Annotated in this window: 14 protein-coding genes; 9 read left to right on the forward strand and 5 right to left on the reverse strand. The window is 73.8% G+C overall.

Going from position 1 to position 20514, the window contains the following annotated elements; translation table 11 throughout:
- Positions 1 to 37: 37 nt before the first annotated feature.
- From WME96_RS20410 to WME96_RS20435, 6 genes are all read left to right on the forward strand, one after another.
- Entirely contained in the window at positions 38 to 271 is a 234-nt protein-coding gene (locus tag WME96_RS20410; protein WP_437291763.1) for a prevent-host-death protein, read from the forward strand.
- Entirely contained in the window at positions 268 to 663 is a 396-nt protein-coding gene (locus WME96_RS20415; RefSeq protein WP_437291764.1) for a type II toxin-antitoxin system VapC family toxin, read from the forward strand. Before WME96_RS20410 ends, WME96_RS20415 begins: the two co-directional genes overlap by 4 nt.
- 18 nt (positions 664 to 681) lie before the next feature.
- On the forward strand, positions 682 to 882 hold the full coding sequence (locus tag WME96_RS20420; protein WP_437291765.1) for a hypothetical protein: 201 nt from the start codon (positions 682 to 684) through the stop codon (positions 880 to 882).
- A 30-nt stretch (positions 883 to 912) separates the two neighbouring features.
- Positions 913 to 2157, forward strand: coding sequence for a hypothetical protein (locus WME96_RS20425; RefSeq protein WP_437291766.1), 1245 nt, complete (start codon positions 913 to 915; stop codon positions 2155 to 2157).
- Positions 2158 to 2322: 165 nt separating this feature from the next.
- Positions 2323 to 3921, forward strand: coding sequence for a hypothetical protein (locus tag WME96_RS20430; RefSeq protein WP_437291767.1), 1599 nt, complete (start codon positions 2323 to 2325; stop codon positions 3919 to 3921).
- A 99-nt stretch (positions 3922 to 4020) separates the two neighbouring features.
- Positions 4021 to 4797 (forward strand): ABC transporter ATP-binding protein, encoded by a 777-nt coding sequence (locus WME96_RS20435; RefSeq protein WP_437291768.1) that lies wholly within the window; start codon positions 4021 to 4023, stop codon positions 4795 to 4797.
- Positions 4798 to 4808: 11 nt separating this feature from the next.
- Here the strand turns inward: WME96_RS20435 and WME96_RS20440 are convergent, their stop codons facing one another.
- On the reverse strand, positions 4809 to 5729 hold the full coding sequence (locus WME96_RS20440; RefSeq protein WP_437291769.1) for an LpxL/LpxP family acyltransferase: 921 nt from the start codon (positions 5727 to 5729) through the stop codon (positions 4809 to 4811).
- 315 nt (positions 5730 to 6044) lie between these two features.
- On the opposite strand from WME96_RS20440, the gene WME96_RS20445 reads away from it, so the two are divergent.
- Positions 6045 to 6683 carry a response regulator gene (locus tag WME96_RS20445; protein ID WP_437291770.1) on the forward strand — a complete coding sequence of 213 codons (639 nt, stop codon included), beginning with the start codon at positions 6045 to 6047 and terminating at the stop codon, positions 6681 to 6683.
- Positions 6684 to 6780: 97 nt separating this feature from the next.
- Here WME96_RS20445 and WME96_RS20450 read toward each other — a convergent pair whose 3' ends face one another.
- Both WME96_RS20450 and WME96_RS20455 read right to left on the reverse strand, forming a co-directional pair.
- A complete protein-coding gene (locus tag WME96_RS20450; RefSeq protein ID WP_061614995.1) occupies positions 6781 to 7053 on the reverse strand; it encodes a hypothetical protein in 273 nt (90 codons plus the stop codon).
- A gap of 153 nt (positions 7054 to 7206) precedes the next feature.
- Positions 7207 to 8811, reverse strand: coding sequence for a pre-peptidase C-terminal domain-containing protein (locus WME96_RS20455; RefSeq protein ID WP_437291771.1), 1605 nt, complete (start codon positions 8809 to 8811; stop codon positions 7207 to 7209).
- A 282-nt stretch (positions 8812 to 9093) separates the two neighbouring features.
- Here WME96_RS20455 and WME96_RS20460 point away from each other — a divergent pair, with 282 nt between their 5' ends.
- Positions 9094 to 12960 (forward strand): protein kinase domain-containing protein, encoded by a 3867-nt coding sequence (locus WME96_RS20460; RefSeq protein WP_437291772.1) that lies wholly within the window; start codon positions 9094 to 9096, stop codon positions 12958 to 12960.
- On the opposite strand, the gene WME96_RS20465 is transcribed toward WME96_RS20460, so the two are convergent.
- On the reverse strand, positions 12957 to 14285 hold the full coding sequence (locus tag WME96_RS20465) for a hypothetical protein (RefSeq protein WP_437291773.1): 1329 nt from the start codon (positions 14283 to 14285) through the stop codon (positions 12957 to 12959). The two genes, WME96_RS20460 and WME96_RS20465, sit on opposite strands and share 4 nt — an antisense overlap.
- Positions 14286 to 15027: 742 nt before the next feature.
- On the opposite strand from WME96_RS20465, the gene WME96_RS20470 reads away from it, so the two are divergent.
- Entirely contained in the window at positions 15028 to 15324 is a 297-nt protein-coding gene (locus WME96_RS20470; RefSeq protein ID WP_437291774.1) for a KGG domain-containing protein, read from the forward strand.
- 161 nt (positions 15325 to 15485) lie between these two features.
- Here the strand turns inward: WME96_RS20470 and WME96_RS20475 are convergent, their stop codons facing one another.
- Positions 15486 to 20468, reverse strand: a complete 4983-nt coding sequence (locus WME96_RS20475; protein WP_437291775.1) for a DEAD/DEAH box helicase — start codon at positions 20466 to 20468, stop codon at positions 15486 to 15488.
- Positions 20469 to 20514: the final 46 nt, after the last annotated feature.

A 20514-nucleotide genomic window follows, 5' to 3' on the forward strand; every position in this document is an offset into this window, starting at 1 on the left:
CATGGACGTTCTACCCCCGATGCCGCATCCTACGTGCATGCAAGCGCTCAAGATCCAGGTGCTCGTGGACGACGCCATCGTGCGCGCCCTGCCCGCCCTCTCGCCGCTTCGTGGGCAGCGCGTCGAGCTCATCGCGCTCGGCGAGGCGCAGCCGCCGGCCCGCATCGCGCCGGTCGCAGGTGGCTTGCGCGGGCAGATCGAGATCAAGGACGACTTCGATGCACCTCTCCCTGACGACATCCGGCGCGCGCTCGAGGGAGACGAAGCTTGAAGTGGCTGCTCGACACGCACGTCCTGATCTGGTTTGCCGCTGATCCTGGACGCTTGCGACCGGAGGTCGTCGATGCGATCCAGGACCCTGGAAGCCAGGTATTGATCTCGGTCGCTTCCTGCTGGGAGCTCGCCATCAAGCACTCCATCGGCCGGCTGCAAGGCAGCTTGCCGCCGGAGCAGCTGCGGTCGTGGTGGCTCGGCCATCCGACGGTGCGGGAGCTGGCCATCGAAGCGGCACACGTCTGGACGGCGGCCGCCTTCCCACTGCACCATCGCGACCCGTTCGATCGAATGCTGCTGGCGCAAGCCCAGTTGGAGGACGCAACGCTCGTCACGTCGGATCACTTGCTCCGTGCCTACCAGACGCCAATCCTCTGGGCGTGTCCATGATATGCTCAAAAGCTCGACGTGAACGTCGCTGAAGACCGCCATATCGCCTTCACGCTTCCAGAGGACTTCCCCCCAGGACCGGCCGAGGTGATCGTCCTCGCCGCGCCGCCCACGGAGCGCAGGCGCGTGCGCGTGCTCGGGTCGCTCGCCTGCGCCGCCCCGCCGCCGCCCGAGGGCGACCCGATCGCCGAGCTCTGCCGGGCGAGAAATCCCGGCTGAGCTCCGGAACCCTCGTACTACAGTTCGCCCGTGCCTCGCTCTCGACCCGGCCTCCGCGCCCGGCGCACCTCGACGCCGGCCCCTCCTGGCCCCCGGCGCGGCCGCGCCCTGCTCGCGGGCGCCGCGCTCGCCGGCGCCGCGGCGTGGATCGCCGCGGCGTGCTCCACGCCGTCGTCCGGGGTCGACGGCGGCGACCTGCTCGGCGTCTTCGAGCGGGACGCAGGCGCCGGCGCCGCCGCGGCCGACGCCGGACAGCCCCGGACGGCCGCGGCCCAGAAGGACGCAGGCGCCCGCGCGGCCGGCTCGGCCGCCGCCGCCGCGAAGCCGCCGAAGCCGCCCGAGGCGAGGCCGCCCAGCGAGGGGAGGTGCGTCGCCGAGCAGGGAGAACCACGGCGAGAGCTGCGCAAGACGCTGGGCAGGCCGCCGTGCCGCGGCGCCCAGGTGCTCGAGGCGCGCGACGCTGAAGGGTCGCCCCGCTACGCCTGCGTGATCGCGCCGAGCGGCGTGGAGACGCGCGCGCCGCTGCCGCTCCTCGTCTTCTTCCACGCCGAGGGCGACAACCCGACCGCCGTCGACAAGGAGACGGGCCTGCGCAAGCTCGGCGCCACGTGGAACCTCACCGGCGACCCCGCCCACGCGGGCTTCATCGTGCTCGCCCCCCAGGGCCGCGCCTTCAAGAACCCGACGCAGGGCGAGCGCGAGCGCGGCTCGAAGACGTACACGCCGATGTCGCCGTTCGACGCCGAGTTCACGGGCGACAGCAACGTCGACGTCGCGACCGTCGACGCCTTCATCGATCAACTCCTCGAGAAGAAGCTCGTCGACAGGCGGCGCATCTACGCGCTCGGCGACTCGTACGGCGGCCACATGGCGGCGACCTACGCGATGATGCGCGCCGATCGCGTCGCCGCATCCGCGACGTTCGGCAGCGACGCCCCGCCCGCCACGTGGGCGTGCCCTGGCCCTCCCCCGCCCGCGATGGCGATCTACCGCGCGTGCGACGACGTGTTCCCATGTGAGTCGGTCGAGCGGTGGCTGCGCGCGCGCGACGCGCTCTCCGCGCAGACCGCGTTCCTGCGCCTCGACGAGGCGAGCAGAGACGAGCCCCACTGCGCCCTGAGGAACCGCTGCTCCGCGAAGAAGGGCGCGATCAACCACGCGCGCTGGCCGAAGCCGCGCGAGGCCGACCTGCTCCGCTTCTTCGCAGGGCACACCCTCGCCGTCAGCGCAGACGCCGCCACCCCGGCTGAGACCGCCGCCGGGCGCACCCCCTGAAGCGACGAACGCACACCCGATGCGCGCTGAAGAACGCTGACGTCAGAAGCGCACGCTCACGCTGCTCAACACACGTCGGCGCCAGGCTTCTTCGCACGTCCACACCGCAAGCATCGCGTCGCAGCGTTGAGCGGAGCGGGCGTGTTGTCGTAGTGTTCCTCCCCGATGTCTGCTCAGGCCCAGGTCATCCTCACCCCGTTGCCAGTCGGCATGTCCATCCCCGCCGGCACGCTCCGCGCCGAGATGGATTCGCGCCGCGCGGCCGGTCGTCGCTTCGATATCCGCGAGGCCATCGGCCTCGTCGTGCCGCTCTGCACGCAGCTCCACGAGCTGCACGCGCAGGGGCGGACCCTGTTCGTGCACCCCTCGTCCCTCGCCTACCGCGCGGGCGGCGCGCTCCAGCTCGTCGAGGAGCTCGCGCACGCCGCGCCCGCCCTGCCCCGCGACCGCGCCTGCCTCGCGCCCGAGGAGCGCAAGGGCACCGAGGGCGACGCGCGCGCGAGCGTCTTCGCGGTCGGCGCCATCCTCTACGAGCTGCTCACCGGCAGCAGCGTCGGCCCGGGGATGCGCCGGCCGGCGGACGTGATCCCCGACATCCCGCCCGCGCTGGAAACGGTGCTCGGCAAGTCGCTCGTCGCCGATCCGAAGCACCGCCCGGCGGACCTCGCCGCCCTCGCGCAGGCGCTCTACCAGATCGTCCCGAGCGCCTCGTCGATGCCGCCGAGCGCCGACACGTCGCACCTCGACGGCGACGGCGACTTCGAGGTCGACATCAACCTCTCGATGATGCCGCCGGGCGGGCACGGAGAGGAGGCGCGCGTCCCGTCGGCCCCGTCGCTGCCGAAGATCCAGGCGGTGTCCGGCGACGGGCCGTTCGCGGTCGCCATCCCGGTCGCGCAGCCGCAGCGCCTGCACGGCAACGACCCGACCCGCAAGCTCGCGGACCTCAAGGCCGCGCTCGAGTCCGATCCGCGGCCGCGCTACGTCGTCATCAAGGACGGCATGGACCACGGGCCGTTCTCGAGCGTGGAGCTGCTCCAGCAGATCGCGTCCGGATCCTTCACGGGCGAGCAGGTGCTGCGCGACACGTTCTCCGGGGAGGAGCGCGCGATCCAGGACTGGGAGGAGTTCGCGCCGTTCGCCGAGCAGGCGAAGCTGAACCGCGACATCGTGCAGGAGAAGCGCGCGCTCGACGCCGTGGTGTCGGCCGAGAAGCAGGGCACGCAGTACAAGGCGCTGCTCGGGATGGCGCTGATGGGCGTCATCCTCGCGGCGGGCGCGGGCTGGTGGTACCGCGAGCGCAGCCACAAGAAGGAGCGCGAGCTCGCGGTGCAGGGCGCGACCGACCGCGTCGCGATCGAGGTCGACGCCGGCCTCGGCAGCGCCAAGGCGGCGCGCGCCGGCGGGGGGGCGCGGCCGAGCGGCGGCGGCAGCTACCCGACGCTCGGCGGTGGCCTGAGCTGCGAGGCGGCGCAGGCGCGCTATGTCGAGGAGTACAAGCTCGGCAACAACGGCCCGCCCGATCTCACGGCCGGCGCCTACGGCAACGTGCTGAACCGCGGCAGCTACCTGAACGCGTGCGGCGTGCCTTCGAGCATGGAGGTGAACGTCTGCGCGGCCGTGCAGAACGGGCGCGCCGTGGGCGTCACCGTCACCACGAGCCCGTCGAACCCGGGCATCGCGTCGTGCATCGCCGGGCAGATCCGCGGGATCTCGTTCCCGTCCCACCCGCGCCTCGACGTGGCGCGGACGACGTTCAAGTAGCGAAGCCATGACGCGGGCGCGCGCGGCCCTCCCAGCAGCGGGGGCCTGCCAGCGCGCACGCGCGCGCCCCCTCCCCGCGAACGGGGCTATGGTACGGGCGTGAGCGCCCCTTCCCCGGCGACCGTGGCCACGCGACCGATGATCCAGATCGAGCAGCTGACGAAGAGCTTCGGGGGCATGCCCGTCCTCCGGGGCGTCGACCTCGATGTTCCCGCGGGCTGCCTGTACGGGCTGATCGGGCCGGGCGCCTCGGGCAAGAGCGTGCTGCTCAAGATGATCACCGGGCTCCTGCGGCCGGAGCGCGGGCGCGTGCTCGTCGACGGGAAGGACGTGCACGCGCTCAGCGAGATCGAGCTCCAGGCGTTCCGGCTCAGGTTCGGGATGCTGTTCCAGAACAACGCGCTGTTCGACTACATGACGGTGGGAGAGAACATCGCGTTCCCGCTGCGGCGGCTCTACGACCTGAGCGAGGAGGAGATCGAGGAGCGCGTGGCCGAGCGGCTGCGCGTCGTGTCGCTGGCGGGCTTCGAGGACCGGACGCCGGCCGGCCTGTCCGGCGGCCAGAAGAAGCGCGTCGGCGTCGCCCGCGCCACGATCGCGCGCGGCGAGATCGTCCTCTACGACGAGCCCGCGGCCGGCCTCGACCCGGTGACGTCGCAGCGCATCTTCGACCTGCTCCGCGCCGAGCAGCGGGCGATGAACGCGACCGTGGTGATGGTCTCCAGCGACCTCGACCGGCTGCTCACGGTCACGGACCGGGTGGGGATGCTCTACCGCGGCCGGCTCATCTTCGACGGCACCACCGAGGAGGCGAAGGCGAGCGACGACCCGCGCGTCAGGCAGTTCGTCCACGGCCTCACGGAAGGTCCCCTCTAGAACACGCCCGCTCAGCCCGCCGCCGCCGGCGCGACGGGGCCGTCGGGGGCGAAGTGGAACCACTGCGTCGGGTGGGCGCGGAGGAAGCGCTCCATCGCGCCCATCATCTCCGCGGCCGCCCTGTCCCGCTCCTCCTCGGTGGCGCGGCGGGAGAGCCAGATCGGGGGCGCCACCACGGCCTCGTACTCGAGGAAGCCGAGGCGGTGTGTGAACACCGGCAGGATGGGCGCGCCGCTCATCGCGGCGAGCGCGATCGGGCCCTCGGGCGCGCGCCAGCGGGCGCCGAGGAACGGGACCTCGCGGCTGCGCATCCCGGGCGGCACGCGATCGATCTGCATGGCGACGACGCCGCCGCGCCGCAGGTGGTTGAGCAGCGGCAGCGCGTCGAGCGGCCCGTCGCCGATGTGCGCCACCTGGACGCCGGCGCGCCGCCGCGCCGCGTCCTGGATGGCGCGCGCCTCGGCGTCGCGCTCCCGCTGCATCGCCAGCATGACGCCCTCGGGGTGCACGACGCCGAGGATCTGTCCGGCGATGTCCCAGCCGCCGGTGTGCGCCGTGACCATGAGGATCCCCCGGCCGGCCGCCGCGCACGCGTGGTAGTGCTCGACGCCCCGCGAACGCCGCTCCACCGCGTAGCCGCGGCCGCTGGTGAGCAGGAGCGCCTCGGTGATGCAGCTGCCGTAGGTGGCGAACACCGCGGCGGTGTCCAGCATGTCGGCCACGCGCGACCGCGGGCCGCGCAGGCGGCGGAGGTTCTGCTCGACGCGCCGGCGCAGCTCGGGGAGCGCGGCCGCGAAGAGCACGCCGAAGACCGGCGGGCTGTGGCGCACCCAGGGCTCCGGCCCGCGCGTCACGCCCGCGGTGAGGGCCCGGCGCCAGAACGCCGAGTCGGGTCGTAGACCGGAGAGGAGAGCTCCGCGCAGGCCAGGCATGAGGCAGCCTATCTAGCGCAAACATAACGGTCACGGGAGAGGCTTCGACCGGAGCGCCCGGATGCCTGGACGACGGAGCGACCGAGGAGCGCCCCGGCTCGCCGAACGAACGGCCGTTCCCGCGGTGAACCTCGGATCGCCAGGGTGCATGACGGACTGGCCCTCTTGCGCTCGTCCAAGGCGATCTCGCGAGGAGGCCAGTCTGGCACCGCAGGAACGAAATCGACGCTGCCAGGCGGCTCCTTACCGAGAAAACAGGTTCGTGGAGCTCAAACGGTTTTGATACAAGGCAATTTGGTAAGGGGGGCCGTCAACATGAATATCCTGCTCGTCGATGATCAACACGTCGTACGGGAAGCGCTGGCGCACGCGCTCGCGTCGCAGCCAGGGGTGGGCGAGGTCGTTCAGGCTGGGAGCGCGAGGGAGGCGCTCGGCGCGCCGGAGCTCCACCGCTGTCAGGTGGCGGTGGTCGAGCTCTGCCTCGCGGATCACAGCGGCATCGAGCTGATCCGGCAGCTCAAGGGGCTCGCGGAGCTGCGCCTCGTGGTGCTCTCGATGCACCGCGACGAGTTCCGCGTGGCCGAGGCGATGCGGGCCGGCGCGGATGGATACCTGTCCAAGCAGAGCCGGCTCGCCGACCTCGTGGAGGCGCTGCGCACCGTGGTCCGCGGGCGCACCGCCGTGTCGCCGGACGTGAGCGCGGCGATGGTGCGCGCGCTCCAGCGGCGCGACGCGGCCTCGCGCGGCGACATGGTGGCGTCGCTGAGCGACCGGGAGCGGCAGGTGCTCCGGCTGCTGGCGATGGGCCGCTCGGCCAAGGAGGTCGCCGCGCAGCTCTCGATCAGCGTGAAGACGGTCGAGACGCACCGGGCGCGCCTCTGCGCGAAGGTGGCGACGCACAGCGTGGCCGACCTGACCCGCCTCGCGGTGCGCTCGGGCCTCGTCGAGGCCTAGGCTCCGCCCGGTCGGCCGGAGCGCTCGGGGCGGCCGGCGCGCTCGGGGCGGCCGGCGCGCTCGGAGCGCTCGCTCCCGCGGGATGCCGCGCTGCGGCTCACGCCGCGGCGGTGGCCGCGCGCGGGGCGGCGCGGAGCGCCGGCAAGGTCTTTCCTATCAGCGCCGAGCCGATCGCGAACCCGGAGAGCGTGAGTCGCATCCGGAGCACGTCCACCATGCCCTGGCGGTGGAGCAGGGTCAGCGTGCTCCGGACGTCCTTGCGGCGAACACGCAGCTTCTCGACGAGCGACTCGAGGGTCTCGGCGCGTCCTTCGCGCTGGGCAACGGCAAGCGCCTGCAGGAGAGTTGCGGCAACAATTTTCTTGTCCATGAGAGCACCCTAGAAAGGGTCCCTGTGGAGTGCCCAATTTCCGACGACGATTTTTTGTGCAGAGATGCCGCTCGCCCGTTGGATGACGGGCCCCCCGTACTCTGCTCATCCTGCGCCTGATACCCACCTCGGGGATGCGCGTCGGGGCGGGAACTACGGAGTCGTGTAGCTCGCGTTGAGCTGATACGTGCTGGTCGTGTAGCCGTTCACCGAGATGAAGGCCTGCGTCTGGCCCGCGGGGACCGTCAGCGAGCAGGTCTCCGCCGCGCCGTCCTTGTACGGGCGGCAGTTGTAGGCGCTCGTCGTCGGCGCCGCCCCGAACCTCACGTAGAGGTCGGGGTCGCCCGAGCCGGTCATCCCGAGCTCGAAGCGGGTGCCTGGAACCACCGCGAGGGGCCCGTGGGAGGCCCACGCGCCCGCCGCGAGGCTGCCGCTGAACGTGGCCGTCGTCGCCCTGCCGCCGCCGCTGCCGCCGCTGCCGCCGCCGCTCGACCGCGTGTAGGTCACAGCCACGTTGAACGTGGCGCTCGTGTAGCCCCGGACCTTCACGAACGCCTTGGTCTGTCCGGCCGGCACATCCAGCGTGCATGTCTCGGACGCGCCGCCGGTGTAGGGGCGGCAGTTGTAGGCGCTCGTCGTCGGCGCCGCCCCGAACCTCACATAGAGGTCAGGGTCGCCCGAGCCGGTCATGACGACACGGAGGCTCGTCCCCGGCGTGACGTCGAACCCGGCGCCCGACCCCACGTCCACGAACGCGGAGCTGGCGATGCTGCCGCTGAAGTTCTCGGTCGTCGGCGTGCCCCCCGTCGTGCCGCCGCCGCCGCCGCCGCCGCCAGCACCGCCGCCGCCGCCGGCACCGCCGGCACCGCCGCCGCCGGCACCGCCGCCGCCGCCGCCACCACCGCCGCCGCCGCCGCCGCTGGGCGGGCCATAGACCGCCTGGACGCCCTGGATGTCCTTCGCGGTGAGCACGAGGCTCCAGTCGTCGATGCCGTTGCACTGGGGATAGTGCATGACAGACGCCACGTCGTAGGTCGTCAGCGCGCGCCAGTCGTTGTCCTCGAAGCAGGCGCCCGACTCGGGGCGCGTGTGCTCGTGGCGGAAGCCGAGCGTGTGCCCGAGCTCGTGCCGCAGGACCGCCTCCAGCGAGGGATCCCCCGCTCCGAAGGCGCTGTTGTCGATGAGCACGTTGCGCTCCCGCCGCGACGTGTCGGGGAAGAACGCCCGCGCGAGGTACTGCCCGAAGACGTTCACCGGATTCACGTCGAAGACCACGTTGCCGTTGCTGGCAGTGCACGCCGCGTCCTGGGCGCTCACGTGGATGAAATCGACGTCGGCCGCCGCCTCCCACGCGCCGGTGGCGGAGTTCATCGCCGCCACCACGGCGCCATGTCGGGCGCCGAAGCTCGTGCTCACGCAGTAGGTGAGGCTCTTCTTCTGGCTCGATGGCCAGACCGCATCGCTGCCGCCGGCGTGCTGCACGATGAGGGCGCCGTCGCGCACGTGGGTCTCCCAGAACTCCCGGAGATGCTTGATGTCGACGACAGGCGTGTCGCCGTCGACGATGTACACACCGGAGTCAGGCTCGCGGAACGTCGCCCGCTCGAACGCCTCGAAGCTTTCCTGGCTAGTTCCGACGGCCCCCGCCGGATCGTCCTCCATGTCCGCCACGCAGGCGGCGAGGGCAGACACACCCGCGACCATCACCGCAAGCTGGACACCGGCCGAGCCGCAGACACGCGATCTCACAAGGCGCATTGAGAGCTCCTTCCGCTTGAAACGATGCTCTGTTCCCACGAGGAGACGTTCGGCCGGCCGGGAGGATATCTAACCTGATCCGACCGGCGCAGGACATCCAAATCGTCGCCAGTCCGTAAGAAAGCTGAATCGATTCAAGCGCTCCAGCTCTCGGCACGGTGAGACAAAATTCTCTCGTCCATTCAATTTTCCCATGGGGCGAGACACGCCACCTGCGCCGCGAGGCAGGCCGGCCGGCGATGCCGCTGGACGCGCCGCGAGCCGCGGTATGCTCGGGCGCCCATGCGCGCTGGTGAGATCGTCGGAGGCAGGTTCGAGATCGAGTGTCTCGCGGGCTCCGGCGGCATGGGGGATGTGTACCGCGCGCGCGATCGGCGGAGCGGCGAGACGGTCGCGGTGAAGGTCCTGCGGGGCTCGGGCGAGCGGGGGTCGGACCGCTTCGCGCGCGAGGTCAGGACGCTGTCGGCGCTGCAGCGCCCGGGGGTCGTGCGGTACATCGCCGACGGGGTGACCGCCGCGCAGGAGATGTACCTGGCGATGGAGTGGCTCTCGGGCGAGACGCTCGCCGAGCGGCTGAGCCGGGCGGAGCTCACGCTCGCCGAGATCATGGCGCTCGGCGTGCGCGTCGCGGCCGCGCTCGGCGCCGTCCACCGCGAGGGCGTCGTCCACCGCGACCTGAAGCCGAGCAACATCTTCCTCGCGGGCGCCGCCGTCGAGGGCGTCACCCTGATCGACTTCGGGATCGCGCGCGCGGCCGGCGTCGACCAGCGGCTCACCGCGACGGGCGCGATGCTCGGCACCCCGGGCTACATGGCCCCCGAGCAGGCGCGCGGCGAGCCGGACATCGACGCGCGCGCGGACATCTTCTCGCTCGGCTGCGTGCTCTTCAAATGCCTCACCGGGCGCGCGGCGTTCCAGGGAAACGACCCGCTCTCGGTGGCGCTCAAGGTCGTCCTCGAGGAGCCGCCGCGGCTCAGGGAGCTGCGCCCGGAGCTCCCCGCCGCGCTCGAGGCGCTGGTCGCGCAGATGCTCTCGAAGTGCCGCGACCGCCGCCCGGACGACGGCGACGCCGTCGCGGCCGAGCTCGCCGCGCTGGGCGAGCGCATGCTCGACGGGCCCACGACGTCGGCGCCCGGCGCCCGCTCGCGCGAGATCACGAGCAGCGAGCGCAAGGTGGTGAGCCTGATCCTGGCGCGCGAGGCGACCGTCGAGGCGGCGCCGGCGCGCGCGGCGCAGGCGATGGACCACCGGACGCGGGCGCTGCGCGCGGTGGCGGAGCGCTACCGCGGGCAGCTCGAGATCCTCGCCGACCAGTCGCCCGTCATCGCGCTCTCCAGCGCGGAGGCGCCGACCGACCTCGCCGTGCGAGCGGCGCGCTGCGCGCTCTCCCTGCGCGCGGTGCTCGGAGGGGCGCCCGTGGCCCTCGTCTCCGGCCGCGCGGAGCTCGGGCCCCATGCGCCCGTGGGCGAGCTGATCGACCGCGCGGTCGTCATGATCGCGGCGGACCGCGCGCCCGCCGGGGCGGGGCCGATCCGCGTCGACGAGGTGACCGCGGGGTTGCTCGGAGGCCGGTTCGACGTCGCGCCCGACGGCGCCTGGCAGCGCCTGCACGGGGAGCGGGACGATCACCTCGACGCCCCGCCGCTGCTGCTCGGCAGGCCGACGGCGTGCGTGGGCCGCGAGCGGGAGCTCGCGCTGCTCGAGACGACGTTCCTCCAGTGCGTGGAGGAGTCGCTGTCCAGCGCGGCGGTCGTGATCGGGCCGGCCGGATCGGGCAAGTCGCGGCTGCGGTACGAGCTGCTCCAGCGGCTCCGCGCCCGCGGCGAGGGGGCGCAGATCTGGATCGGGCGCGGCGACCCGATGCGCGCCGGCTCCGCGCTCGGGCTGCTCGCGCAGGCGCTGCGCCGCGCGATCGGCCTGGTCGACGACGAGCCGCTCGAGGCGCGGCGGCAGAAGCTCAGGGCGCGCGTCGCGCAGCGCGGGGCCGAGGGCGGCGCGCGCGTGGCCGCCTTCCTCGGCGAGCTCGTCGGCGCGCGGTTCGCGGACGACGAGGACGTGCAGCTCCGCGCGGCGCGGCGCAACCCGGTGCTCATGAACGACCAGCTCCGCGCCGCCTGGGAGGATTTCCTCCGCGCGGAGTGCGCGCGCGCGCCCGTGATCCTGGTGCTCGAGGACCTGCAGTGGAGCGACCTGCCCACCGTGAGGCTCGTCGACGGGGCGCTGCGCAACCTGCGGGACCTGCCGTTCTTCGTGCTGGGGCTCGGCCGGCCGGAGATGCGCGAGACGCTGGGGGATCTCTGGATGAGCCGCGGCGCGCTCGAGGTGCGCCTCGTGGGGCTGACGCGCCGGTCCAGCGAGCGGCTCGTGCGCCAGGCGCTCGGCCAGGACGCGAGCGACGAGCTCGTGAATGCGCTCGTGGACCGCGCGGACGGCAACCCGTTCTACCTGGAAGAGCAGCTCCGCGCCGTGGCCGGGGGCAAGGGCGCGGGCGTGCCCGAGACGGTGCTCGTGATGGTGCAGGCCCGCCTCGAGGCGCTCGACCTGGAGGCGCGGCGCGCCCTGCGGGCGGCGAGCGTCTTCGGCGAGACGTTCTGGCGTGGGGGCGTGGCCGCGCTCCTCGGCGGCGCGGACGCCGGGCGGCCGCTGGAGGTGCTCGAGAAGCGCGAGCTCATCGTGCGCGGCCGGGGGGAGAGCCTCGCCGGCGAGGCCGAGTACACCTTCCGGCACGCGCTCATCCGGGAGGCGGCGTACGGGATGCTCACGGAGCGCGATCGCGAGCTCGGCCACTGGCTCGCGGGCGAGTGGCTGGAGCGCGCGGGCGAGGCCGACGCGGCGCTGCTCGCGGAGCATTTCGAGCGCGGCGGGGATCCGGGCTGGGCCGCGGTCTGGTACCAGCGCGCCGCGGAGCAGGCCCTCCTCGGCAACGATCTCGTCGCCACGCTCGACCTCGCCGAGCGCGGCGTCCGGTGCGGCGCGGCGGGGGAGCTGCTCGGGGCGCTGCGCCTCGTGCAGGCCGAGGCCCACGCCTGGCGCGGCGAGTTCGCGCGGGGCGAGCAGCGCGGCGTCGAGGCGGCGGACCACCTGCCCCCCGGGTCCGCGAGCTGGTTTCGCGCGGTCCAGCAGGCCGCGCTCGCGGCCGGCAAGCTCGGGAACTACGACCGCGTCGCGCGCTGGGCCGACGCGGCGAGCGGCGAGCCGCCCGCCGAGGGGGCGGCGAGCGCGCGGCTCGTGTGCCTCGTCGAGTGCGCCAACTTCGTCGCATTCGGCGGCGACTACGCGGCGGCGAACGCGCTGCTCGAGGAGCTCGACGGGGCCGCGGACGATCGGAGCGCGCTCGACCCCGAGCTGCTCGGGCGGGTGTGCAATGCGCGCTCGGTGCAGCTCATGGCCAGCGGGCGTCTCGACGCCTGCCTCGAGACAACGCGGACGTCGCTCGAGGCGTTCGAGCGCGCCGGCGACCGGCGCAACGCGTGCGTCGCGCGGAGCAACCTCGGCTTCTTCCACGCGGAGCTCGGTGACCTGGAGCGCGCCGAGCAGGCGCTGCGCGCCGCCATGGCCGAGGCGCAGCGCATGGGGCTGCACGATCCGGCGATGCTCGCCCTCGCCAACCTCGGCCACGTGCTCGCGCACCGCGGCGAGCTCGCGGCGGCCGAGCGGGCGCTCCGGCAGGCGATCGAGGAGGAGGAGCGGCAGGGCGACCCGCGCGCCGTCGGCACGTCGCGGACCTACCTCGCCGAGGCCCACGTCCTCGCCGGCGAGCTCGAGCGGGCCGAGCGCGAGGCGCGCGCCGCCGCCGCCGCGCTCGACGCCGTGCCGCCGCTCCGCGCCGCGGCGCTCGCGGTCCTGGCCCAGGCGCTGCTCGGCCAGGGGCGCGCCGGGGAGGCGCTCGTGGCGGCGGGCGAGGCGATGTCGCTGCTCGAGGCGCTCGGCGCCGTCGAGGAGGGCGAGTCGCTGGTCCGCCTCGCCCACGCCGAGTCGCTCGCCGCGAACGGCGATCTGGCCGGGGCGCGGGCGGCGATCTCCGCGGCGCGCGACCGGCTGCTCGCCCGTGCCGCCATGGTCGGTGGCCCGGCGTCGCGCGAGCTCTTCCTTGCCCGCCGCGAGAACGCGCGGACGCTCGCGCTCGCCGCGCGGTGGGGCAGCGCCTAGAGCTTCCCTCGGACGTAAGCCCGCTGGAGCGTCAGCGCGGCGCCGTCGTTCGAGACCTGGAACGACTCCGGGCGGCCGTCGGGCGCGAGGCTGCCCACGAGGCGCATGGTGCTCATGTTGACCGTGACCGAGCCCGAGGCGTCGCGGAGGTACTGGACGTCGACGGGCTTCGTCGGGTCGACGGAGGGCATGTACTCCTGCTGCTTGAGGTCGAAGGCGCCCTTCTTCTTGAGGAGCCGCGAGAGCTCCGAGGCGGTGGCGACCGGCGAGGCGAGCCACGCCTTGGCCGCGAGGGAGATCGTCCCCTGGACCTTCTTGCCCTCGACCTCGCCCGCGTAGTCGTACTGGAAGTTCTTCTTCTGCGACAGCTCGATCCGGTGGCTCACCGCCCCTTGCGAGGTCTCGACCCAGACGCCTCCCTTGATGCGCCCCTCGGGATCGATGAGCACGTTGGACGCCTCGTCCTCGATGTGCAGCGATCTGGGGCCCTGGGGGATGAAGGTGGCAGAGCGCGACAGCCATCGTCGCTGCCCGTCGTCGTCCTTGAACAGATCGCTCGTCTCGAAGCCGACAGGGAGCTTGTTGAGGCGCAGGATCACCGTGTCCGTGTACTCGGGCTTCGCAGCGGCGCTCTTCGAGTCGAACGAGTCGAAGAGCCCCTTGGCGAGCCGCTCGAACGTGCGGACATACCCGACCTCGTCGTGCAGGCAGGCGACGGGGTGCGCCTTGTCCGCGTGGAGCGCTATCTTGAGCAGCCCGGCCGCCTTCCCGGCGCCGGTCTGGGTGAAGTAGAGCGCTTGAACGAACACCGCGGGGCTCTCGCGGTGCACGCTGATCTCCCAGGGCATGATGCGGGCGACATCGAGCTTCTCGGGGTCGAGGAGCTCGATGAAATTCCTTATCACCTCGCCCGAGTCGAGCATCGTGTTGTAAACGAAGCACTCGACCTGGCTGGCCGTGCCGATAGGGATGGAGAGCGCGACCAGCTTCTCCTTCTGCTCTACCTTCGGCTGCGCCGCCCCGAACGCGCGCGCCGACCAGTCCGCGGCGCGGACCTCACGGGCGGGCAGATCGTCGGCCTCGCGGGCAAGCGCCTTTTCAAGGTCGAACGGCTCCTTCGCCGCGGGCTCGGGGCCCGACGCCGGGCTCTCCGCGGGCGCCGGGCCCGTGGCCCCGCCGCAGCCGGCGAGGAGCGCCAGCGCGAGGAGGCCCGCGCCGCGGGAGGCCCCCGGAGAACGCCCGCGCGCGCGGCGAGGCGAGGATGTCGTCTTCGGTGAGAAGGGCTGGCCCCCGTCGAGCCGAGCCCCCGGAATCGGAACCGCCATCGTGGATCTCCCGCAAATATCGTCACCACAGTCCCCGGACGCGGCCCTAGCCGGCTCGAGGGAGGCTGGCGTGATGATGCAGTGCAACGAGAGCGGAAGCGGCGCCGCGATGTCAAGACGCAACGCGCCAGCGCCGCCCTCCCCCGCCCTGCCGGGCGATCCCGCCGAGGATCCCTGCGGTCCATCCGACACGAAACCGCATCAACGTAAATAGACAGCCTCACAGGAAGCAGAGGTGCCGAGCGGAGAGAATAGAGGGTGAGATGGCGAGACATCGGAGGTCACCGGAGGCTCGATCGCAAAGCCGGGCGGCTGTGCAGGCGAATCCTTGGAAGCCCTCGCGGCACCCCCCGTGTCACGAGATGACGACAGGTCATCTCGTCGCTCGTTCGCCGAGTGCGAAGCGCAACTCAGAGGAATGCAACAAGAAAATCAGATCGCACGGCACGTCATCGAGGCCCGCACGGCTGAGTCCGCATGGAGTTGGGGCGCCCACGCACGGTCGCACGCACAGTGAGGCAGTTTGCCGCAGCGGGTCCTGGAGAGGACACCTGCCGCGGGCATGTGGTCATCAATTGTCCGGCCTCGACGCATCGTGGGAATCGTCCGAGCTCTCCCGTCTGGCACCCGCGTTGCAGCAGCGCCTGGCGTCGCCGGCACCGCCGGCGCGATGTGGCTAGGCGGCAGGTAGTCACGGTCGTCGAGTGACGTTCACGATGCACATCAATCCGAGGAGTGGAGCATGGGACAGATGAGCGAGAGCAAGCGTGGCTTCGCGGCGATGAACGCGGAGCAGCAGCGCCAGATCGCGAGCCAGGGCGGCAAGGCGGCGCATGAGAAGGGCACGGCGCACGAGTTCACGTCCGAAGAGGCGCGCGCGGCGGGCCGCAAGGGCGGCGAGGTCGTCAGCCAGAACCGCGAGCACATGGCCACGATCGGGCGCAAGGGCGCCGAGGCGCGGAGCCAGGCGTCGAACGGGACCCGCAAGAGCCGCGGCGACCATGACGTGAAGCCGAGCGAGCACAGCCACCAGGGCTGACCTCGTCAGCAGCGGGCCGCGCGAGATCCCTCCCGCGCCGCAACGACGAGCAAGAGCCGCCGAGGAACCACGAAGGGTCGCCCCTTCCTGGCTGCTCGGCGGTCCTTTTTTGTTGGAGGCGTGAGCGAGGCGCGGCTGCCGGAGCAGCGCGCCGGGAGAGATCACGCCGATCCGTCGTCGAGCCCCGCGCCGTCGTCGAACAGCGCGTCGTCGTCGTCCAGATCGAGGTCGTCAGGAAGGCCGCCCTCGACCGCGCGCGCTCCGCCGTCGTCTGCGCCAGCGCCGGTCGCGCCGGGGGGCGACATCCGCCACCCGCCCGCCGTGGACTGGGCCGGCCAGGTGCGCAGGCCGGGCGGCGGCTTGAAGCCGTCGACGTCGTCCTCGGACCCGTCGACGCCCGCCGCGGCCGCGCGGCGAGCCCAGTCGGGCGCGTTCCCGGGCACCTGCCGCGGGCGCCACGGGCCCCGCTCGGCCGTGGGAGCGCGCTTGAGGTAGCCGTGCGCCCCGGAGGTGAAGCCCACGTCCGCGAGCGCGCGCGCCAGGGGCGAGCTGTGCGCCGGCTCGCCGTCGATCGTCGCCACGAGCACCGCGCGCCGACGCCCCTCGCTGACGAGCGCCGCGAGCGCCGACGCGATCGCCCGGATCGCGTCGCCGCGCTCCGGCTCGGCCTCGGGCAGGAAGGTGGTGAGGCTCCGCTCGGTGCGGCCCATCCACGCGAGCAGCCGGCCGTCGTGCAGGATCACGAGGGCGCCGGCGGCGCGCTGGGGACGCACCGGGCCGCGGACCGCGCCCTCGGGAGCGCCGTCGCCGCGGCCGGCGAGCTCGGGCCAGCGGACGGCGGCGCCCCACGGGTTCGCCGGATCCGTGGCCGCGAGGACGAGCGTCCGCGGATCGTCGGACGGCTCGCGGCACGCGCGGAGGCGGTCGTCGGCCCCGGGCACCGCGAACTGCGCGGCGCCCAGCCCGGCGACGAAGTAGCCGCGCCGCGCCTGGCCGGCCTCCTCCATGGCGCGGAGCACGTCGTAGACGGCGGAGAAGCCGCCCGCGAGCCCCTCGACCGCCGCCGCCTCGCGCGTGAGCACGCCGTGGCGCTCGAGCAGGGCGCGCGCGAGCGCGGCGCGGCGCTCGGTCTCGCCGGGCGCGCCGGCGGTCGATCCGGTCGCGCCGGCGGCCGATGCGGTCGCGGGCGCGTTCGCGCTGGTCGCGCCGGCGGTCGATGCGGCCGCGCTCGCGGCGGCTCCGGGGGGCGCCAGCAGCGACCAGCGGCCCTCGCTGCCCGGCGGGCCGATCCGGCGCGCCCGCAAGGCGGAGAGGCCGCGGCCGGGCGCGGGGCGATCGCGATCGCGCCGGCGGCCGCTCGTGCGGGACTCGCGGCCGAGGGCGCGCAGCGGGGCGAGCGTGTCGTTCGTGACCTCGCCGGCCCACACGAGATCCCAGAGCGCCCCGAGCAGGTCGAGGCCGAAGGCGCCCGTCTCCCGCGAGAGGTCGGAGAAGAAGAGCGCGCCGCGGCGCGCGAGCGCGGCGCGGATGCTCTCGGCCAGCGCGCCCTCGGCGCGGCCGGGCGGCGGGGCGAGGTACGGGTACGCCTCGGCGAGGTAGAGCGCGACGCGGCCGTCGCCGTCGCCGACCGGCTCGACGCCGCGCCAGATGACCTCGCCGGCGGCGCAGAGCGCGTCGAGATCGCCGGGGCGGTAGCCCTCGACGCGCGCGGGCAGGATCTCGGCCTCCAGGGCCGAGGCCGACAGCGGCGCGCCCTGGAGCTGCTCGAGCGCCGCGAGCAGGCCGTCGAGCCCCCGCCGGCGGCGGTGCAGGTTGTGCCAGTCGGCGAGGAAGCGGGCGTACGCCTCCGGCGGGACCGGCTCGACCTCCGCGCGCAGGCGGGCCAGCGAGCGGCGCTTCAGCGAGCGCAGCACCTCGGCGTCGCAGAACTCGCGGCCGCGGCCGCCGGGGAGGAACTCGCCCTCGACGACGCGGCCACGCTCGGCGAGCCGCGCGAGCGCGGCCAGGACCGGCGCGGGGCCGAGGCCGAAGCGCCGAGCCACGTCCTCCGCGCGGAAGGGGCCGTGCGTGCGCGCGTAGCGGGCCACGAGCTCGGCGAGCGGGTCGGCGGCCGGCTCGAGGAACGCGATCGGCAGGCCGGGCGGCGGCACCACGCCGAAGGCGTCGCGCAGCCGGCCCGCGTCCTCGGCGGCGGCGAGGCGGCGCTCGCCGCCGAGCTGGATCTCGATGACGCGCCGGTCGCGCGTGAGCTCGTCGATCCAGGCGGCGGCGCGCTCGCGGGCCGCCTCGGGCGGGACGTCGGCGCCCGCCGCGCGCGCCGCGATCTCGTCGCGCGTGAGGTCGCCGAGCGAGAGCAGGAGATCGTGCACCTGGTCCTCGTGCTTGAGCGGCATGCGGCCGTCGAGGCGCTGGAGCGACGCCTCGAGGGCCACCACCGCGTCCGCGTCGAACAGCTCGCGCAGCTCGGCCTCGCCGAGCAGCTCGCGCAGGCGCGCGTGATCGATGGCGAGCACCTGCGCCCTTCGCTCGGCGAGCGGCAGGTCGCCCTCGTAGATGAAGTTGCCCGCATAGGCGAAGAGCAGCGTGGCCGCGAACGGCGACGGCGCGCGCACGTCGACCGTGACCACGCGGACCTTGCGGGCGGCGATCTGCCGGAGCAGGTCCTCGAGCGCGGTGAGGTCGAAGACGTCGCGCAGGCACTCGCGGTAGGTCTCGAGGAGGATCGGAAAGGAGCCGTAGCGCGACGCGACAGCGAGCAGGTCGGCGGCGCGCTTGCGCTGGGCCCAGAGCGGCGAGCGCTTGCCCGGGAACTTGCGCGGCAGGAGCAGCGCCCGGCCGGCGCACTCGCGGAAGCGCGAGGCGAAGAGGGCGGTGTCGCCGAGGCCGCGGACGAGCAGGTCCTCCACCTCGTCGGCCTGCGGCAGGAGCTGCTTCGCGTCGGGGGGCGACTCGGACTCGGGCAGCCGCAGGACGATGCCGTCGTCGGTCCACACGGTGTCGACGGCGAGGCCGAGCTCGAGGCGGCACTTCTCGGCGATGCAGGTCGACAGCGGCGCGTGCACGCGGCCGCCGAACGGCGACAGGAGGCAGATGCGGTAGTCGCCGACCTCGTCGACGAACCGCTCCAGGACGATGGCGCGGTCGCTCGGGACCTCGCCCGTGGCCGCGGCCTGGTCGCGCACGTACCGGACGAGGTTGCGCGCGGCGCGCGCGTCGAGCCCGTGCTCGTCGGCGAGCGCCCGTTCGGCCTCGTCGTCGGACAGCGAGGCGATCCGCCGCGCGAGGGCGCCGATGGAGGTGCCGAGCTCGGCGTTGCGCCCGGCCTGGTCGCCGCGCCAGAACGGCATCTTGCCCGGCTCGCCCGGCGCGGGGACGACGAGGACGCGGTCGTGGGTGATGTCGGTGATGCGCCACGACGAGGCGCCGAGGAGGAAGACCTCGCCCTCGCGGGCCTCGAAGACCATCTCCTCGTCGAGCTCGCCGACGCGCCGGCCGGGGCGCGCCGCGTCGCCGCCGGAATCGAGGAAGACGCCGTAGAGGCCGCGGTCGGGGATGGTGCCGGCGTTGACGACGGCGAGGCGCTTGGCGCCCTTGCGCGCGCGCACGGCGCCGCCCACGCGGTCCCAGACGATGCGGGGCCGGAGCTCGGCGAACTCGTCGGACGGGTAGCGGCCGGAGAGCATGTCGAGCACGCCCTCGAAGCTCGCGCGGGGCAGGTCGGCGAACGGCGCGGCACGGCGCACGAGCGAGAAGAGCGCGTCGACGTGGAGGGTGTCCATCGAGGCGACGGCGACGATCTGCTGGGCGAGGACGTCGAGCGGGTTCCTCGGGTAGAGGGTCGCCTCGACCTTGCCTTCGCGCATGCGGGACGCGGCCGCGGCGCACGCGAGCAGGTCGCCCCGGTGCTTGGGGAAGACGACGCCGCGCGAGGTGCCGCCGACCTCGTGGCCGGCGCGGCCGACGCGCTGGAGCCCGGCGGCGACCGACGGGGGCGCCTCGAGCTGGATGACGAGGTCGACGGCGCCGAGGTCGAGGCCGAGCTCGAGCGACGAGGTGGCGACGATGCACGGCAGGAGGCCGGCCTTGAGCCGCTCCTCGATCTGCTGGCGCTGCTCGCGCGCGATCGAGCCGTGATGCGCGAGCGCGATCTCGGCGCCCGCGGTGTCGTTCAGCGCGGCGGCGAGGCGCTCGGCGAGGCGCCGGCTGTTCACGAAGATCATCGTGGTGCGGTGGGCGCGCACGAGCTCGACGAGCCGCGGGTGGATGCTCGGCCAGATCGAGCGTTGCGCCGGGTCGGCCGGCCCTGGCGGCGGCCCCTCGCCTGCCCGCGCCACCTCGCCGAGCTTGGTCATGTCCTCGACGGGCACCTCGATGCGGAGCTCCAGGGCCTTCGGGGCGCTCGCGTCGACGATCGTCACCGGCCGCGGCGCGAAGCGGGCGCCCGCGCCGGTGCCCTCGATCTCGCCGCCGCCGAGCATGCGCGCGACCTCGTCGAGCGGCCGCTGGGTGGCGGACAGGCCGATGCGCTGCATGGGCCGGGTCGCTTGCCGGAGGGCCTCGAGGCGCTCGAGGGACAGGGCGAGGTGCGCGCCGCGCTTCGTCGCGACGAGCGCGTGGATCTCGTCGATGATGACGGTCTCGACGTTGCGCAGCCGATCGCGCGCGTTGGCGGTGAGCAGGAGGTAGAGCGACTCCGGGGTGGTGATGAGGATGTCCGGAGGCTTCCTGGCGAGGCGCGCGCGGTCCTCGGGCTTGGTGTCGCCGGAGCGCACGCCGACCTGGGGGACGCGGTAGGACAGGCCGAGCCGCTCGGCGGCGGCGGCGATCCCGGCGAGCGGGGCGCGCAGGTTCCGTTCGACGTCGATGGCGAGCGCCTTGAGGGGCGAGACGTACAGGACGCGGCAGCGCTCGGCGGCGTCGGGCTCTGGCGAGGCCATGAGCCGGTCGATGGCCGCGAGGAAGGCCGCGAGCGTCTTGCCGGAGCCTGTCGGGGCGAGCAGCAGGGTGGACGCGCCGTCGAGGATGGGCGGGAAGCCCTTGGCCTGAGCGGGGGTGGGCGCGGCGAAGGCGCCGCGAAACCACGCCTGGGTGGCCGGGTGGAAGCGGGCGAGCGGATCGGTTTCGGGGGAGCGTTTCTTGGCCATCGGCGGCGCTCGCGCGGAGCCGGTCAGCGCGGCGCCTCGGCCGTGC

It is taken from the genome of Sorangium sp. So ce406, from assembly GCF_051474675.1.
Taxonomy (GTDB): Bacteria; Myxococcota_A; Polyangia; order Polyangiales; family Polyangiaceae; genus Sorangium; species Sorangium cellulosum_G.

Excerpts from the sequence above, each read along its gene's own strand:
- WME96_RS20460 (WP_437291772.1), top strand. The coding sequence starts at position 9,094 with ATGCGCGCTGGTGAGATCGTCGGAGGCAGGTTCGAGATCGAGTGTCTC.
- WME96_RS20430 (WP_437291767.1), top strand. The coding sequence starts at position 2,323 with ATGTCTGCTCAGGCCCAGGTCATCCTCACCCCGTTGCCAGTCGGCATG.
- WME96_RS20475 (WP_437291775.1), bottom strand. The coding sequence starts at position 20,468 with ATGGCCAAGAAACGCTCCCCCGAAACCGATCCGCTCGCCCGCTTCCAC.
- WME96_RS20465 (WP_437291773.1), bottom strand. The coding sequence starts at position 14,285 with ATGGCGGTTCCGATTCCGGGGGCTCGGCTCGACGGGGGCCAGCCCTTC.
- WME96_RS20440 (WP_437291769.1), bottom strand. The coding sequence starts at position 5,729 with ATGCCTGGCCTGCGCGGAGCTCTCCTCTCCGGTCTACGACCCGACTCG.
- WME96_RS20450 (WP_061614995.1), bottom strand. The coding sequence starts at position 7,053 with ATGGACAAGAAAATTGTTGCCGCAACTCTCCTGCAGGCGCTTGCCGTT.
- WME96_RS20410 (WP_437291763.1), top strand. The coding sequence starts at position 38 with ATGCAAGCGCTCAAGATCCAGGTGCTCGTGGACGACGCCATCGTGCGC.
- WME96_RS20455 (WP_437291771.1), bottom strand. The coding sequence starts at position 8,811 with ATGCGCCTTGTGAGATCGCGTGTCTGCGGCTCGGCCGGTGTCCAGCTT.
- WME96_RS20470 (WP_437291774.1), top strand. The coding sequence starts at position 15,028 with ATGGGACAGATGAGCGAGAGCAAGCGTGGCTTCGCGGCGATGAACGCG.
- WME96_RS20445 (WP_437291770.1), top strand. The coding sequence starts at position 6,045 with ATGAATATCCTGCTCGTCGATGATCAACACGTCGTACGGGAAGCGCTG.